Below are 17,356 nucleotides of genomic sequence, written 5' to 3'. Positions count from 1 at the left end.
TAAAAAGGGGGATGAAATAGTGGGATATTATGCATTAACGGAAGAAACAGCAGTGCAATATGTTAAAGAACAGGGATATTTTGAAAAAGAAGCCACGATCGTTTGCCGAGAAATAGGGGATGGGAATTTAAATTATGTATTCCATCTCCATGACGGGAAGCGAGGAATCATTGTAAAGCAAGCACTTCCATATGCAAAAGTAGTTGGTGAAAGTTGGCCGCTTTCGCTTAATAGAGCAACTATTGAAAGTTCGGCATTACAAATTTTTGCTAAGTATGTGCCGGAATTTGTTCCGAAAGTATATGGACATGACAAAGAATTGGCTGTAATAGTGATGGAAGATTTATCATCTTTGACAATTGTACGTAAAGGGTTCATTGAAGGAGAAGAGTATCCATTATTGTCTGAGCATGTAGGTCGTTTTTTAGGGAAAGTGTTATTTTATACTTCGGATTTCGGACTGAATACCGAAGAAAAAAGAGTACTAGATGGAAAATTTATAAACCCTGATCTTTGTAAAATTACAGAAGATCTCGTGTTTACAGATCCGTTTGGAAATTACGAAACAAACGACTATGAGAGAGAACTTCAGTCTGTTATAGAAGAGCTTTGGTGTGATAAAAATTTAAAACTGCAAGTTGCGCAATATAAATATAAATTTTTAACGAGAAAGGAAGCATTAATTCACGGAGATTTACATACAGGAAGCATTTTTGCTTCTTCAAAAGAAACGAAAATCATTGATCCTGAGTTTGCAACTTTCGGCCCGCTTGGATTCGATTTAGGACAGTTTATAGCAAATTTATTATTAAATGCCTTATCAAGAGAAGAGAAACGAGAAGTTGTATTTTTTCATATTGAAAAAACATGGAGCTATTTTGTAGATACATTTACAAAACTTTGGATATTGGAGGGTGTGGAAACGTATACGAAGGAAAAGCAATGGCTTCCGATTGTTCTGCAACATATTTTTCGTGATGCGGTTGGATTTGCCGGTTGTGAAGTTATACGTAGAACGATAGGTTTGGCACATGTAGTAGATTTAGATGGAATTGTTGAGAAAGATAGAAGAATACAAGTAAAAAAACAGGCTCTATATTTGGGGAGAAGTCTATTGTTACATCAAACAAAGGGGGCAGACATTCAAGTATTCAAAACATTATTTCAACATATTGTTTCTGAAGGAGGGATAAAGGTGTGAATACAACAGTTGCAGTTCCAAGAGCGATAATTTGGAAAGGTGATTCTATTACCATTTTGAATCAAACGAAGTTACCACATGTTGCGGAATACAAAACATTAACAAGTATTGAAGATGTTTGGAAAAGTATTGTTATGCTAGAGGTAAGAGGAGCGCCAGCGATTGGCATTGCGGCTGCTTTTGGATTAGCTTTAGCTGCTCAAAAATATGAAGCTATAAATATAGTGGAATTCAAAACAAAATTCAATCGAGACTGTAATTATTTAGGGACTTCGCGCCCGACAGCAGTTAATTTATTTTGGGCTATCGACCGTATGAGAGCTGCAATTGAAGAGGTATCCACGATAAAGACAGCACGAAAAATATTAGAAGAGGAAGCGCTACAAATTCAACAAGAAGATGAACAAGTGTGCCGGAGTCTTGGAGAACATGCGTTAACATGTTTCCAAGATGGCGACCGTATTTTAACAATTTGTAATGCCGGCAGTATTGCGACTGCTCGCTATGGCACAGCATTAGCACCATTTTATATCGGAAAAGAAAAAGGAATTCATTTACATGCTTATGCGTGTGAAACAAGACCTGTTTTACAGGGGGCACGCTTGACCACGTGGGAGTTGAGGGAAGCTGGTGTTGATGTAACACTGATTACAGATAATATGGCTGCCCATACAATTCGAACAAAGAATATCTCTGCTATTATTGTGGGGGCGGATCGAATTGTGGCAAATGGAGATACTGCAAATAAAGTAGGAACTTTAAATTTAGCTATATTAGCAAAGCATTATCAAATTCCTTTTTATGTCGCTGCTCCGTTGTCTACATTTGATACGAAGAAAAAAACAGGGAATGAAATCATAATCGAAGAGCGGGATGAAACAGAAGTAACAAAAATAAACGGGCAACAAATTGCCCCGGCTGGAATCCATATATATAATCCAGCATTTGATATAACGCCTCATGAATTCATTTCGGGAATCATTACCGAGAAAGGAATTTTACAGGGAGATTATACAAAAGAAATTGCTTCTTTATTTGAAAAGTAACCTTATGCAAGGGAATTTGTTATTTCTATGCCCCTATTTCTTGTACATACTTATGTATATAAGAGAAAGGGGGACAAAAAGGTGGAAGAATGGATATCGATGATTGGCAACGTAGGGTTTCCGATTGTTGTGACATTATATTTACTACACCGCATTGAAAATAAGTTGGATGGCGTCATTGTCGCAATCGAGAAGCTCCCGCAGCAAATGAAAGGATATGAAGCACCTTACGAACCGAAATAAGAAAGAGCTCGTCCTAAAAAATCTTTTAGGGCGGGCTCTTTTTAGAAAAATTATTGGGCTGTATAGCCTCCATCAATTACAACGGCTTGTCCAGTTATTCCTTTTGCTTGTTCACTGGCTAAAAATAAGGCGTAGCTAGCAATCTCTTGTACTTCCAGTAATCTTTTTTGCGGCACAAGAGGGTAAATAACATCTTCTAATACGCGCTTAAGTGGTACATTTCTCGTATGAGCTAGGTCTTGGAGTTGATTGCGGACAAGAGGAGTATCAACGTATCCTGGACAAAGGGCATTTACTGTAATTCCATGCGTTGCCCCTTCTAACGCAGCTACTTTTGTTAATCCAATTACACCGTGTTTGGCGCTATTATAAGCAGCTTTTCCAGCGAAGCCAACGAGTCCATTAATCGAGGCAATATTAATAATGCGCCCATATTGTTGTTTTTTCATAATAGGAAAGGCATGTTTTATTGCGATAAACGGTGCAATCTGCATAATTTTAATAAGAAGCTCGAACGTATCAGTTGGAAATTCATCAATGGGGGAAACATGTTGCATACCGGCGTTATTGATTAGGACATGTAACGAACCAAATTCTGCTACTGTTTTAGCAATGGCTTCCTCGATTTCTTGCTCGGACGTCACGTCACATTTTAATCCAATTGCTGTATGACCCATCTTTTGTAACTGTTCAGCCGCACTTTTGGCGCGCTCTTTAAGGCGATCGCTCACGACAACTTTTGCTCCTTCTTTTGCAAAGGTAGTAGCCATTTCATATCCAATACCACTCGCCGCACCTGTTAGAAAAATAACCTGGTTTGTAACCATGACGAAATACACTCCTTTATATAAGATGAGATTTCTCTTACTGGCATTATTTAGAGAGTATAGAATGAAAATCCTGCAAACATTTGGAAAAAGATAATTAGCTATCTTGCTTTACAAAATAGTCTTTGTTATACTATTTTGTAAAGCAAGATACTCGTACACATCTATCTTGTATAACAAGATAGAGGGAGGGTTTGAATGATGTCGACAAGTCAAATGCTAAAGGGAATTTTAGAAGGGTGTCTCCTTGCTATTATCTCTGAAGGAGAGATATACGGATATGAAATGAGTGAAAAGTTAGCGAAGTATGGTTTCACCATGGCGAGTGAAGGCAGTATTTATCCGCTATTAATCCGAATGCAAAAAGAAGGACTCATTACAAGTACAATGAAAGAATCGCCATCTGGTCCAAAGCGAAAATATTATACATTAACAGAAAAAGGAGAAGATGCACTCGATGAATTTATGGAGCGCTGGGAAGCGATGCGTAGTAGCGTGGAGCGTTTATTACAAGGAAAGGGGAGAAAATGATGATGCAGATTTCCAAAGAAGGAGAAAAGTTTTTAACAGATACAAAGGTATATTTATTGACAAAAGGAATTAAAGAGGAAGATATCGACATATTTTTAGAAGATGCTGAACTTCATTTGGTAGAGGGAGAAAAGAAAGGGAAGACGGTTAAGGATATTTTTGGAGATTCGCCAAAAGAGTATGCGGATGAATTGGCGAAAGAAATGGAAGTAGATAAAGTAGGAAATATGAAAACTATATTTTCTATGATAATTGGGATTGGTGGATATTGGCTGTTGACTAATATTTTATTTCATCATTCCAATCATCAGTTTACATTAACGGATGTACAGGTAATTGGTTATCCAATTGTTTTGTTAATTACAATTATTGGAACTATAATTGCATTTCGGATGTCATCTTTTCAAAGTAAAATAAAAGAATTTAGCATGATCTATATCATTATACTTACTCCTATTCTATTACTCGTATTATTGATGTTTTTAAATAAATGGTATGGAACACCTGTTTTACAATTATCTATCATACAAAGTTATATATTAGCTGCGATTATTTTTCTGTTGCTGATCATCGGGGAAGTATATGTACTAGGGTGGATTGGAATATTTGTTATACTTGTACCATTTTCCATTATGTTTATATTTAAACAATTGGAAGAACAAAGTGTATATTGGGGGATATTAGAAATTCCGCTTTTGTATATCAGTTTATATGTACTCATGCGATTGCATATAAAGCTGGAAGAGAAAAAGAAAAACAACAAATGAGAGAAAGGAAAGAAGGTGCACACATGCTCTCAAAAGAAGCACAACAATTTCTAGATGATACGACCGTATATTTAGTAATGAAGGGAATCAAGAAGGAAGATATTGATTCTTTTATAGAAGATGCTGAACTTCATTTGATAGAGGGAGCAAAGGAAGGGAAGACGGCTAAGGATATTTTTGGGGATTCACCAAAAGAGTATGCGGATGAATTGGCGAAAGAAATGGAACGGGATACAAAAAAGGATAGAAAGTTATTAATCGCACTTGTAATAGGTGTATTTGCGTACTGGTCGATTCCAAATCTGTTATTTCATAGTGTGAACGAGCCAGTATCTATATCGTTTATTAGTATAATTGGTTATCCGATTATATTGGCTATTAGTATTCTTCTAGGAATCATTAGCTTTCGTAAGTCTGCATTTCTTAAAAGTAAATTAAAAGAATTTTCGATATTATATATAGGTATCATACTTTTACCAATAGGCTTGATTGTTTTTATTATGCTACTTAACAAATGGTATGAGCCACCGCTCTTTTATTTATCTTCGGTGCAAAGTTATATATTAGGAGGGTTACTTCTATTCATATTGGCGATTATGAATATGTGTTTAGCAAGCTGGATGGGATTACTTCAAGTGGTTGTGTTGTTTACCGTTATGTTTATATTTCAATGTACAGCGGTGAAAGATACGAATTTGAGTGCTTTAGAACCAATCTTTTTATACGGTAGTTTAATTGTATTAATGAAAATAGATTTAAAAAGGACAAGAAAAGAAATAAACGCATAAATGAAGGAGAGAGGAGGTACATTAATATGTCAATCGCTCTTGTTTTCTCTTATTTGCTAGTTTAGGTCTATATACTACTTTTGTTAAAAAATAGATGAAGAGTATTTTGGAAATTTGCTTGAAGATACATCCGGATATTTTTCGGGGCGGCTTAATAGGAAAAGGGATACTTTGGATGTGTAAGCGAATATTCTCGAATCAATATTATAAGATTGTATTTCGTGTGATTACATGCTCCTTTAGTTGCTTATTTCTTTTCTGTGCTACATGTATATGTTTTTTAGATTGGGACGTTTTAATTTAAACAGTAACGTATTCTCGAGTTACTGTTTTTCTTTATGCAATAAAATGCTCTGTAAAGCTAACTGTTTTTGTTCTTTTGTTAGGAGAGCATCGAGGGGAACCTTATCTGGTCGCGGAACAATTTTATGCATAAGGTTACTTGCTGAAGGGTGATGTTCAGATCCATTGGGAGAATGAGGATCAGCATGGGTAAGTTTTCCATGAATGCGTCTTGTAAATAAAATATGTCCGATTTCATGAGCGAGTGTATAAATGTTTCGCATGGGTGCAGCTGAATTTGTCAAAATAATATAACCGGTAAGATGCTTTTGTTTTGCTAAAGAATAAGCACAGGCGATGACCGATTGTTCTTGAAAGTAGTTGCTCCCAATATAGCAAATATAAATGTCACAATTTGGAGCTTGTGAAGCGCATGTATGAAAAAAAGATGAAACTTTTGGTTGTTCTTGAATAGAGGCAATATAGCTAATTTCATAATCATCAAAGCGGAAAGAATCGTCTAATATAAGGACATCTTGAATGTGAAACGATATAGGATGCCAGATAAATTCAGCAACGGCTATATCTTTCGCGATACGATTATTTGTAATGTTCGACCCTGGTGTAATGCAGATGCATATGTTTATATACGGGGACATGGAAAACACCTCAAAAGAAAACAAAGTAGTGCTATACAGTATGACAGAAAGCTAGTATGTGTATAGATGGAATCACTATAAGTAAGAAGTAATTTTATCTCATAATGGTCTGGTTAATGAGAAGACATAATCAGTGAGGGATGAAGCCCCAGCGATTAAAGCTTCACTTTATCCCCTGATTGTCGTTAGCAAGATTCTTTGCATTTATACGGCGATTGGAAAAAATAAGTTCAACCTATTTAGATTTTAGGTAAGTTAGGGAAAATATTTATGAAATAGGTACATATAAAGCCTCGCTTTTTTGTGTACTGGTTGCGCTATGTCAATAGAAACTGCGATTATTAAGGAGAGATTTTTGTGAAGTTGCTTATTAACAGCTGTTTTTTACAGATCAACAAGTGTAGTTAGAATTCAGAAAATATTCATAGTTAAAGGAAGTGAGTGGCACTTCCTTTTGATATAGTAAAAACAAGGGGGGAAATGTATGTATACATTAAAAATTGTTTCAGACCGAGAAGCGGTCTATCAGTTTGCCAGTTATGTAAAAGTTGTTCAAGGGGTAGAGAACGTATATGTAGAGGTAGGGGAGCCTTTATATGAACATCCACTGATGAAATTTTATGTACATATTGCAATTCAAGCAACATATGACAATGAAAAGGCACTGAAGGAAATTGCAAGATTAGTAGAATTAGGGCGGTTTACATATGTTCATTACCGCAACGAAGAAATTGAACAGGCATTTGAAGCAGTAAAATATGAAAGTTTTCAAAAATAGTCAAAAGAAAGGGAAGCGGATGCTTCCCTTTTTGATGGGTCAATTTGATAAATTGTAATGTTTACAGCATTCTTTGTTTCAAATAGGAAAAAATAATACGAGAATTGTCCAATTTAAATAAGATAACAAAAAAATTACAAAGGTTTTTCTATGTGCTAACAGAATAGAAGTCTGATATTTAATTCATTTTGAATATTTTGATTTTTCTGAGGGGTTTATAGTATAATACATACAGATAGGCATCTTATGTTATTCCATCTAAAAATTTATGAGGATACATAAGAGAGGGGTAAGTATAAGATGCAGAATGTTGTGATTACAGCAGCAGTTCGTTCACCAATCGGAACTTTCGGAGGAGCGCTCAAAAATATAACACCAGTAGAATTAGTGGTTCCTGTACTTCAAGAAGCTGTAAAGCAAGGTGGAGTAGAGCCACATGAAGTGGATGAAGTCATTTTAGGACACTGCATTCAACGAACGGATGAGGCAAATACAGCGCGAACAGCTGCATTAGCAGCAGGATTTCCAGAAACAGTTACAGGCTATACGATTCAGCGTCAATGTTCTTCAGGGATGCAAGCGATTATGTCTGCAGCAATGCAAATTCAGTTAGGTATTAGTGATGTGGTCGTTGCAGGCGGAGTAGAGGCGATGAGCTCTAGCCCCTATGCGTTAAAACAGCACCGCTGGGGACAGCGTCTTCAGCACGGCGAAATTCGTGATACGGTGTGGGAAGTTTTAGAAGACCCTCTTCATCATATGATGATGGGTGAAACGGCAGAAAATTTAGTGGAACAATATAACATTACAAGAGAGGAACAAGATGAAATTGCGCTGCGTAGCCATCGGCTAGCTCTTCAAGCTATTGAATCTGGTTATTTTGATAAACAAATTGTGCCGATTACAATAAAGGAACGAAGAAAAGAAGTTGTGTTTTCGAAGGATGAACATCCGCGTGCTGATATTACAGCGGAAAAGCTAGCAAATTTAAAACCAGCATTTCGTAAAGGCGGTTCTGTAACGGCCGGAAATGCATCAGGTATTAATGATGGTAGCGCCGTTTTAGTAGTAATGAGTGAAGAGAAAGCGAAAGAAAAAGGATTGCAACCATTAGCGAAAGTTGTAGGATATTCAGTAGCCGGAGTAGATCCTAAAATTATGGGAATTGGTCCAGCGCCAGCAATTCGTAAAGGATTAAAAAAAGTGAATTGGTCGCTGGAAGATGCCGACTTACTAGAAATTAATGAAGCTTTTGCGGCTCAATATTTGGCGGTCGAAAAGGAACTCGGTTTAAATCGTGAAAAAGTAAATGTGAATGGTAGTGGTGTAGGTCTTGGTCATCCAATTGGATGCACAGGAGCACGCATTACGGTAAGCTTAATTCATGAATTAAAAAGGCGAGGTCTTAAAAAGGGAATTGCTTCCCTTTGTGTTGGTGGCGGTATTGGCGTAGCATTATTTATAGAAGCATTATAAAAAAGAAGCGGCGGTGACCGCTTCTTTTTTATGGTTGAAATAATCGCTCACAATTTTCGAAAAAGAGTTTCATTATTTGATCATGTTCAGTTTCTTCTTAATGTTACATTTGGATGGAAATGAAGTGATGGTAATGTCTGAATAACAGGTAAGTAATAAGGATAAACCGTGAAATTATGAATTTGCTCTTTTGGTAAAGAGATGCTTTTTAGAAAAGGGTCGTGTTCATTCCATATATAAATCTCAATTCATCGAAGATTTTGTTTCTAGTATAGCAGCGAATACGAGAGTAAGACAGCTTGCAAGTAAAAGAATAAATTATAAAACTCCAAATCCTAATCCTTCCCATCCATATGTATGTCTCTTGAAAAGGAAAAGTAACACTGTAGAAAAAAGACCAACTAGTGCGGGAATATATTTTATTATTTTTAAATGCTTCCAAAAGAAAAGCAGAGATATGTACTTATGAAAAGCGGCATGAAAATCAGAAAAAAGACGAGTGTTATGGACAAAATATTTCTCCATTCTCTTTATTCCTTATTATAAAAATTCTATCATTGAATGTGTAGATATACCAATGTGAAAATAAATATTGCATAGAAATGAAGGGAATCGGTATGATAAAGTTAAATTTTAATCAGTGGGAGTTTTCTTCATCCCTTACTGATTATGAGTTTTCACCAATCGGGCTGTTACTGGCCTAAAATGGCGGATAAATATACATATGAATTCATGCGTTAGCTATGAAAAAAAGGAGATATTCTCTTACTTTGTTTCATACAGTATGGTGCCAAAGTAGAGTAGACTTCTGTTTTCATATTTTACAAATAGAGAGTATAATAGTATCCAGGTTTACAAGTGTTGTTTACAGGATTTTCACTGTTTCCGTTCTATATAAAATGAAAACAGTATTTTGTTAAATGAATGAAAGTGTTAGGAGTAATAGAAGATGAAAGTATGGAAAAGTATTGGTATTTTATGTAGTTGTCTCTTGATATTAAGTGGTTGCTTTCAAAAGGAAGAAAAGAAAGAACCGAAGAAGAAGGTAGAAGCAATTCCAGAGACGGCTGAATATGGTGGTAAAGAATTGAAAAAAGTTGGACAAGCTGTAAAAGAAAAAGGATGGGGAACATTTAAATTACAAAAATTGAAACATGTAAATCAAACATTCGAAGTAGCGCCAGTGAAAATTCATGTACAAGATGTGAAAGTTATTGAGCTATCACAAATGAGTAAAGAGGCAAAGGATACATTGAAAGTTTATACAGCTTTAAGTCCAGAGGAAGTGCAGCGCAGACTTGGAGATAAAGTGAGTCAAGAAGACGCTGAATTATATGCTTCTTTAAGTGGTCAAGAAATTAAGGACACTATACGCTATGTTGAGATTTCATATAAAGTAGAAAACAGTGGAGATAAAGCTATGCAGTTTTCCGCTATAAATGATGTTGTGATTAATGAAACACAGCAATTCAATGTAACAAAGCAGAATTTCTTATATGAAGAGAATACAATCGCTGGAGCAGAAAGTGTATCAAGAGAGGAGTATAACCCAGGTGAAACGAGGGATGGTATGATTGGGCTGATACTTGAAGATGGAAAAACAGATGTTACAAACATTTCATTTACAACAGATGTTCTCGTAAATAAGGATACGCATGAAACAATCTCAGAACCACAAACGTTCAACATGGCGCTATCTAAATGAAATATCATGAATACAAAAAACAATCAGCTTTATGTTTCAGCTGATTGTTTTTCTATTTCTTTTACGTACGTATCTACCTTTTGAAACTGTTTTTTTATTTTAAAAGCATCTTTTTGTTCTTGAAATTGTTTTTTATTATACGGTCCAAATCGTTTATTTTGTTTGATATCAATAATCCAATAGTACTCGTTTTGTTTATTCGTTAATGTTGACTCAGGGTTATGTGGATCTGATTTTTCCTCAATTTGTTTTGCGATAATATATCTATCATCCCAGGCAACTTCTGTTATGTTTGCGGGGACATATTGTGTCGCATATACAGCATCTTGCGTTGGGAACAGTTCAAATGCATTCCCGGAAGTATTAATCAGTTCATATTCCTCATTAATAGTATAAGCTGGATGATGTGCGCTTTCTGTACAACCTGTGAGTAATATAGTGACAAATAGAATGATCCATCGTCTCAATATGAGTACCTCCTTACAATGCTGTTGTAACACATTGTACAAGAAATGAGAAGGAAACGCTAGTTTACAATGTTTTTTAGAAATGATACGATGAAACGAGTAAAGAAGGATACGAAGGAGTCGACATAAGATGAAGTTAAAGATGCATCGCCCAGCGGTGGTAATGAATCGCATTGGTGCTTCCATAATTGATATGTTTCTCATCTCTGTTTTATACGGGGTGATTGTAGCTATCTTAACCGGAAACTACAGTGCGATTTTTAATCGTTTTAATGTTAGCTTGGGTGATTATCGATATGATCTTACACTTGTTTTTATATTAATGGCCATTTATTTTATTTTTCTCCCCTTTATTTGGAATGGTTGTACCATTGGGAAAAAAATCACTAGAATAAAACTTATATCATTAACAAGGGAAACGTTAACGATACGAATGCTACTTGTACGTTTTTTTGTATTGTTAGTACCGAACATAGTATTTCTTGGAATCCCAGCGATATGTAATGTATATATGATGCTATTTCGTCAAGATAATTGTGGATTCCATGATTTAGTTACAAAGACGAAAGTAATGAGTCTCGTTTAAGAGAGAATAAAGAATGGAAGACAAGTATAGAATGAATATAAGGAAGCAATCTATGTGATCCTCCCTCTATAGGGAGGAAGGATGTATGAGCGTTAGTTTTTCTAACATTCGTACATCCTTATTTTTTAATCAATTTACAATTTATCTCGCTATTTTAGGGCAGCTCGATTGGTAACGACTTATCGTTAGTGGGGATGAAGAAAATCCTCACAAAACATTTCACTTTACACAGGTTTTGTGAGGGTCTTATATGAGTTAGGAAAAGAAAACTAGTTCAAAGTTGCTGTCGAGGGAATGGCTGTTCCTGCTTGCGGATTTATCTAGGAAAGGAGTATACTGAAGGACGGTAGGACTTTTAGAAGGGGTAATGACAATGAAACTTGCAGGAAAGGTCATCGTTGTAACTGGTGGTGGTATTGGTATTGGACGTAGTACAGCTCTTTTATTGGCATCAAACGGTGCCAAAGTGATTGTAACGGATATTAATAGAGAAAGCGGACAAGCGACAGCAGAAGAGATAGTAAATTTAGGTGGAGAAGCACGATTTGTATCCCATAATATGGACAGACAGAGGGATTGGCAACATGTTATTGATGTCGCCATTGCTACATATCATCGCATTGATATGTTATTTCATAATGCTGTGCTATATAAAATTGACGCTATTTTCTTTGATCAACAAGGAAACGATTCCAATGTACTTTGTATGAATGACGTTTCGATAGAAATAAAACAATTGACGTCATCATTTATGAAACAGCAAGAAGAAGTGATGCTAACGGATTTGCCTATCTTTGGTGTTATTAGTGCAAAGAAGCAATCATTTCATACAGTTGAAGCCCTGGTATAATAGTGGAAAACCGCCCTCGATTTGTGCGTGGACGGTTTTTTTGTATATATTAGCAAATATCTTCTCTGAAAAAATAAACAAAGATCTTGCATGTAAACACAAAGCTCTTTAGATAGACCATTTTAAAATAGAAAATCCATATGGCGGAATTGTAACTTGTAATGAATTTGTTTCTGCTGCAAATTCTTCATTTGTATATAGATTAATGATTTTTTTACTAGAAATAGGAAAAGGTATAGGAGCCGAAATCTCATGAGTTGTTGGATTTAAAACAAATAAAATCGTTTCATCTCTATATGTTTTTATATAAGAAATATAACCTTGCTTATCGTTTGCTTCAATAAATTGAAAGGTTCCATGACCACCGAATGCTTTATATTGTTTTCGTAATGAAATTAATGTTTGTACATGTTCAAATAAGGCTTTATCTTGCTTGTCTTCTTCCCAAATCATGCATTTTCGGCAATCGGGATCCATGCCGCCATCCAGCCCAATCTCATCTCCATAATAAATGCATGGTGAGCCGATAAACGAAAGATGGAATATGTAAAGAAGTTTTACCTTGTCTTTGTTACCGCCACATATTGTTAAAATTCTAGGTGTATCATGGCTACCTAACAAGTGAAAAGCTACCTCGTTTACATTCATGGGATAGGAATGAAGAAAAGCTGTAATTTGCTCCATAAATGTACTCGGTGCTATTGTTTCATATGCAAAATAAGAAAGAAGAGCATTTGTAACCGGATAACTCATGACGGCATCAAATTGATCGCCCTGCAGCCATGGTAGTGCATCATGCCAAATTTCACCTACAATGTAGACTTCGGGATTAATCGATTTAATTTCGCTACGAAATTCTCGCCAAAATGCGTGGTCAATTTCATTTGCTACATCAAGGCGCCAACCGTCAATGTTATATTCTTTTACCCAATAGCGTCCTACTTCCAGTAAATATTCTTTCACTTCAGGATGAGCAGTATTGAATTTTGGCATTTGCGGTGTAAATGCGAATGTATCATAGTTCGGACGTGGATCGGTTACAATCGGGAATTCATGGATATGAAACCAGTCTTTATATAGAGAGCACTCACCCTTCTTTATAACATCTTGGAATTTATCGAAAAAGTATCCGCTATGATTAAAAACGGCATCAAGCATGACTTTAATTCCTCGGTTATGACACTCGTTTATTAACCTTTTAAAAGTTTCTTTCGTACCAAATTGCGGATCAATTTCCATATAATCAATTGTGTCATATTTATGATTGGAATGTGCTGTAAAGATCGGAGTAAAGTATATACCAGAAATACCGAGTTTTACGAGATAATCAAGATGTTCAATGACGCCAGTGAAATCTCCACCGAAGAAATTCGTTGGCGTTGGATCTGTACTCCCCCATGGAAGAGTATGTTTAGGATTCCGTGTAATATCTCCGTTTGCAAAACGTTCTGGAAAAATTTGATACCATACTGTATCCTTCACCCATGAGGGTGCTGTAAAGACATCCTTTTCATGAATAAAAGGGAAACAAAAGAAATTTCCAACGTCATGATCCGGAATTTCAGAGAAGAAGCCTCGCTCGGTATAAATAAGTGTTTCGTCGTTATTGTGTAGTTTGAATCCATATCGTAAACGTTTAAATTTTGGTGTGACTGAAACGAACCAATAATCAAATAAAGCGCAAGATCCAGTCTTTCTCATAGGAGTTTGAGTTGTAATCCACTTTTTATCTTTCCATTCATAAGGGTCGCCATGAACAAGTAGGACTTCATTTACATCATTCTTTTTTGTGCGGAGTTGAATATGAAGTGTACGTTTGTTGTAAGCGTATGCATAATGTTCTTTCGGTCGATGATATATTGCTTCTTGCAACATAGAGAAAAATCCCCTTTCATTTTTTATAAAACAGTAATCTATTACAAACGATTGTTTTTTTATGTATAACGTTGTTTATAGGAGTAGGATTTTTATTTTCATTCGTATTTATTTTTTTGTATATGTTTTATGAATCATTCCGTACAGTGGATAATCAATATTAGTTTTATTTCAGTTAAAAAATAGATTGGATGACAGAGTTATTGTTTACAAAGATAACGTTAAATATGATGTAGCTAGCTACAAGTGAAAATTATTCGTCATTAGCTTATATGAAATGATAGCGAAAAATAGTATATTATAGTATAGGAAAATAAGCCTATATCCTTTACAATACATGAAGTGGGAGAATATTCTTTTACATTGATATAATTTAGTAAAACGCGAAAGAAATGGGACTTTTTTCTATAACCCACAAATTTGCAAAATCAAAATAGATGAAGAATGATGCAGAGAGGAGGAGAGGTTATGACAGTTACGATTAAAGACGTAGCGAAAAAAGCGAATGTTGCGCCATCAACGGTGTCTCGTGTGATTGCTGATAATCCAAGTATAAGTGAAAAGACGAAGCGGCGAGTTCGTAAAGTCATGAGCGAGCTCGGATATCATCCGAATTTAAATGCAAGAAGCCTTGCCAATCAAACGACGAAAACGATTGGTCTTGTTATGCCAAGTTCTGCAAATAAAGCATTTCAAAACCCGTTTTTTCCAGAAGTTATTCGTGGGATTAGTTCGTTTGCTCATGTTGAAGGGTATGCTTTATATATGTCAACGGGGGAGACGGAAGAAGAGATTTTTAACGGGGTCATCAAAATGGTGCAAGGACGTCAAATCGGAGGCATTATCTTACTGTATTCACGTGAAAATGACCGGATTATTCAATATTTAAATGAGAAAAATTTCCCGTTTGTTTTAATTGGAAAACCATATGACAAAAAAGACAAAATTACATATGTCGATAATGATAACTATACAGCTGCAAGAGAAGTTGCAGAATATTTTATTTCTTTAGGGCATAAACGAATTGCGTTTATCGGCGGTGGTTCCGATTTACTCGTAACAAAAGATCGTTTAGCTGGGATGAGTGATGCTTTAAAGTTAGCGGATATTCAGTTACCGAGTGAATATATTTTCCATTTAGATTTCTCAAGGGAAAGTGGTCAGCAAGCTGTAGAAGAATTAATGGGACTAGAAGAACCACCAACAGCAATTATGGCTACAGACGATCTAATTGGTCTTGGTGTATTAAGTGCCCTTACAGCAAAAGGGATTTCCGTACCGAAAGATGTTTCGTTAGTGAGCTTTAATAATGTATTGTTATCCGAGATTGCGAGTCCACCTTTGACAACAGTAGATGTCAACATTTATCAATTAGGTTATGAAGCTGCAAAAGCATTAGTCGATAAAGTGGAACATTCAGAATCAAGTTCAAAATGTATTGTGATTCCACATAAATTATTGAAACGTCAGACTTGTGAGGGTTGTGAAAAAAGCTAAGAATGTTCATGAAGTGCACCTCAATTGTTAGACATAGTCTAACAATTGGAGGTGCACTTCATTTATCTCTTCGTTGTTTGTTTGAAGAAATTTTCTAAACGATCACAGCCTTCTTTTAATGTTTCCATACTATACGCGTAGGAAAGACGGATATATCCTTCACCATAATCTGAAAATGCAGTTCCAGGAACAACAGCAACGCCAGCTTTTTTCACAAGGTCAATAGCAAAGTCAAATGATGAAGAAGTAAGATGCCCAACATACGGGAAGAAATAAAAGGCACCCGTTGGTTTTTCGACAGAGAGTCCCATTTGTATGAGTCGATTGTAGACATAATCACGACGTTTTTTATATTGATGGCGCATCATTTTCGGTGCATCTTTTGCTGCTGTTAATGCTTCAATTGCGGCATATTGAGCAATCGAAGTTGCACAAGTTACATTATATTGATGAACCTTTAAAATATGTTCTGCTAAATATTGTGGAGCAAATAAAAGACCAATGCGCCATCCTGTCATCGAATGTGATTTAGATAATCCGTTAATAACAATTGTTTTATTACGCATTTCTGGAAACTGAGCGATAGATCGATGACTTTCTTCATAGACAAGTTCGCTGTAAATTTCATCCGATAAAACAAATATATTTTTATCTTTTAATACATTTACAATATCCGTTAGTTCTTCTTCTGATAGTGTAACACCGGTCGGATTAGAAGGATAAGGTAAAACGATGCATCTTGTTCGATCTGTAATTGCATTTTGAATCGCTTTTGCTGTTAAGCGAAATCCTGTTGGACGAACATCTACAGAAACAGGAGTTGCACCACAAAGTCTAATGATTGGTTCATAGCCAGGATAAATAGGTGCGGGTAAAATAACTTCTGTTCCAGGCTCTAAAATAGTACGGAATGCAATATCAATCGCTTCGCTAGCCCCGATTGTAATAATGGTTTCGTTTTCAGGTGTATAGTGTAGGTTGTAATTTTCCTTTAGAAAGTCGCAAGCTACTTTGCGTAACTCTAGTAAACCAGCATTATGTGTATAGCTTGTATAATTTTCTGTGATCGCTCTCTTAGCAGCTTCTTTTACTAAAGAAGGAGTTGGAAAATCAGGTTGTCCAATTGTTAAAGAGATAATATTGTCATAGTTTTGAATCATATTAGAGAATTGACGGATACCAGAAATTTTAATATCCTTCACTTTTGGATTAATAAATTGTTCCATGTTGACTCCCTTTCCTCGGCTTGAAAAATTACATTTATTTTATCATATTTTTAAATTTTTCGCTTTTCAGCGAAAAAAAGTCGCTGAAAAGCGACTTTTTAATACCCATATTCCCAATCTATTTCATCTTCATTCCAAAGTACGGAAGAAACCTTTCCAAGGTGTATAACCGTTTCATTTACAGAGCAAGTACAATTTTCTTCTCCAGCTTTGTTTTGTAACTCTTCATACACTGATTTTTCAACATTTTCAAGGACGACCAGATTCTCCTCTTTTAAAACAAGGGTAGTTCCTGCCATATTTATCTCCTCCTACTAAAATAATGATTACTTATTTATAAACATAGATAGTATGGATTATATGTTTGCTGTTGTTATAGTTGTCCGTATATTTGGCTTGTTGTACTTTAATTTTTAATCCGTATTCATTGTATACTGCATCATAGTAATTTGATACATGGTTTACAATCATTTCGGAAAGTTGTAACATTTATTATTGTTTGTTCACAAATGATTTACAAATATAAATAGAAAAATCTAAATTTTGAAACAA

General features: G+C 35.5%; 17 protein-coding genes and 1 pseudogene. 12 read left to right on the top strand and 6 right to left on the bottom strand.

What is annotated here, in order from left to right; translation table 11 throughout:
* Window positions 1–19 precede the first annotated feature (19 nt).
* The 3 genes from mtnK (at window position 20) to MR056_RS01115 (ending at window position 2,490) form a co-directional block, all read left to right on the top strand.
* Window positions 20–1,201: an S-methyl-5-thioribose kinase gene (gene mtnK / locus MR056_RS01125; RefSeq protein WP_012095190.1), complete on the top strand. Its 1,182-nt coding sequence runs from the start codon at window positions 20–22 to the stop codon at window positions 1,199–1,201.
* Window positions 1,198–2,247, top strand: a complete 1,050-nt coding sequence (gene mtnA, locus MR056_RS01120; RefSeq protein WP_048721807.1) for an S-methyl-5-thioribose-1-phosphate isomerase — start codon at window positions 1,198–1,200, stop codon at window positions 2,245–2,247. The genes mtnK and mtnA overlap by 4 nt, the downstream gene beginning before the upstream one ends.
* An 81-nt stretch (window positions 2,248–2,328) precedes the next feature.
* Window positions 2,329–2,490, top strand: coding sequence for a YvrJ family protein (locus MR056_RS01115; protein ID WP_012095188.1), 162 nt, complete (start codon window positions 2,329–2,331; stop codon window positions 2,488–2,490).
* A gap of 50 nt (window positions 2,491–2,540) precedes the next feature.
* On the opposite strand, the gene MR056_RS01110 is transcribed toward MR056_RS01115, so the two are convergent.
* Window positions 2,541–3,317, bottom strand: coding sequence for a 3-hydroxybutyrate dehydrogenase (locus MR056_RS01110; RefSeq protein WP_012095187.1), 777 nt, complete (start codon window positions 3,315–3,317; stop codon window positions 2,541–2,543).
* 201 nt (window positions 3,318–3,518) lie between these two features.
* On the opposite strand from MR056_RS01110, the gene MR056_RS01105 reads away from it, so the two are divergent.
* The 3 genes from MR056_RS01105 to MR056_RS01095 are packed head-to-tail and all read left to right on the top strand — an operon-like array spanning window position 3,519 to window position 5,403.
* A complete protein-coding gene (locus MR056_RS01105; RefSeq protein ID WP_041809962.1) occupies window positions 3,519–3,848 on the top strand; it encodes a PadR family transcriptional regulator in 330 nt (109 codons plus the stop codon).
* 2 nt (window positions 3,849–3,850) lie between these two features.
* A complete protein-coding gene (locus MR056_RS01100; protein WP_048722064.1) occupies window positions 3,851–4,615 on the top strand; it encodes a DUF1129 domain-containing protein in 765 nt (254 codons plus the stop codon).
* 23 nt (window positions 4,616–4,638) lie between these two features.
* Window positions 4,639–5,403 carry a DUF1129 domain-containing protein gene (locus MR056_RS01095; protein WP_048722067.1) on the top strand — a complete coding sequence of 255 codons (765 nt, stop codon included), beginning with the start codon at window positions 4,639–4,641 and terminating at the stop codon, window positions 5,401–5,403.
* 323 nt (window positions 5,404–5,726) lie between these two features.
* Here the strand turns inward: MR056_RS01095 and MR056_RS01085 are convergent, their stop codons facing one another.
* The gene (locus tag MR056_RS01085; protein ID WP_012095183.1) at window positions 5,727–6,344 is read right to left on the bottom strand and encodes an ImmA/IrrE family metallo-endopeptidase; all 618 of its coding nucleotides are present in this window, start codon (window positions 6,342–6,344) and stop codon (window positions 5,727–5,729) included.
* A gap of 484 nt (window positions 6,345–6,828) precedes the next feature.
* Here MR056_RS01085 and MR056_RS01080 point away from each other — a divergent pair, with 484 nt between their 5' ends.
* The 3 genes from MR056_RS01080 (at window position 6,829) to MR056_RS01065 (ending at window position 10,303) form a co-directional block, all read left to right on the top strand.
* On the top strand, window positions 6,829–7,122 hold the full coding sequence (locus tag MR056_RS01080; RefSeq protein WP_012095182.1) for a DUF3928 family protein: 294 nt from the start codon (window positions 6,829–6,831) through the stop codon (window positions 7,120–7,122).
* Between the two features lie 300 nt (window positions 7,123–7,422).
* Entirely contained in the window at window positions 7,423–8,598 is a 1,176-nt protein-coding gene (locus MR056_RS01075) for an acetyl-CoA C-acetyltransferase (RefSeq protein WP_012095181.1), read from the top strand.
* Window positions 8,599–9,547: 949 nt separating this feature from the next.
* Window positions 9,548–10,303 (top strand): hypothetical protein, encoded by a 756-nt coding sequence (locus tag MR056_RS01065; RefSeq protein WP_048721810.1) that lies wholly within the window; start codon window positions 9,548–9,550, stop codon window positions 10,301–10,303.
* Between the two features lie 29 nt (window positions 10,304–10,332).
* Here the strand turns inward: MR056_RS01065 and MR056_RS01060 are convergent, their stop codons facing one another.
* Window positions 10,333–10,770, bottom strand: coding sequence for a DUF3997 domain-containing protein (locus MR056_RS01060; RefSeq protein WP_012095179.1), 438 nt, complete (start codon window positions 10,768–10,770; stop codon window positions 10,333–10,335).
* Between the two features lie 130 nt (window positions 10,771–10,900).
* Between MR056_RS01060 and MR056_RS01055 the strand changes: the two genes are divergently transcribed.
* Window positions 10,901–11,356, top strand: a complete 456-nt coding sequence (locus MR056_RS01055; RefSeq protein WP_012095178.1) for an RDD family protein — start codon at window positions 10,901–10,903, stop codon at window positions 11,354–11,356.
* Between the two features lie 343 nt (window positions 11,357–11,699).
* Window positions 11,700–12,206 (top strand): annotated as a pseudogene (locus MR056_RS01050) (SDR family NAD(P)-dependent oxidoreductase); the annotation flags it as partial.
* A 108-nt stretch (window positions 12,207–12,314) separates the two neighbouring features.
* Here MR056_RS01050 and MR056_RS01045 read toward each other — a convergent pair.
* Window positions 12,315–14,081, bottom strand: coding sequence for an alpha-glycosidase (locus MR056_RS01045; RefSeq protein ID WP_048721812.1), 1,767 nt, complete (start codon window positions 14,079–14,081; stop codon window positions 12,315–12,317).
* A gap of 468 nt (window positions 14,082–14,549) precedes the next feature.
* Between MR056_RS01045 and MR056_RS01040 the strand changes: the two genes are divergently transcribed.
* Window positions 14,550–15,578, top strand: a complete 1,029-nt coding sequence (locus tag MR056_RS01040; RefSeq protein WP_048721814.1) for a LacI family DNA-binding transcriptional regulator — start codon at window positions 14,550–14,552, stop codon at window positions 15,576–15,578.
* A gap of 62 nt (window positions 15,579–15,640) precedes the next feature.
* Here the strand turns inward: MR056_RS01040 and MR056_RS01035 are convergent, their stop codons facing one another.
* Entirely contained in the window at window positions 15,641–16,804 is a 1,164-nt protein-coding gene (locus MR056_RS01035; RefSeq protein WP_048721816.1) for an aminotransferase A, read from the bottom strand.
* A 98-nt stretch (window positions 16,805–16,902) separates the two neighbouring features.
* Window positions 16,903–17,103, bottom strand: a complete 201-nt coding sequence (locus MR056_RS01030; protein WP_048721818.1) for a hypothetical protein — start codon at window positions 17,101–17,103, stop codon at window positions 16,903–16,905.
* Window positions 17,104–17,356: the final 253 nt, after the last annotated feature.

Origin of the sequence: Bacillus cereus group sp. BfR-BA-01360, assembly GCF_022663595.1 — a bacterium.
Classification (GTDB): domain Bacteria; phylum Bacillota; class Bacilli; order Bacillales; family Bacillaceae_G; genus Bacillus_A; species Bacillus_A cytotoxicus.
This window is presented reverse-complemented; position numbering and strand designations above follow the sequence as displayed.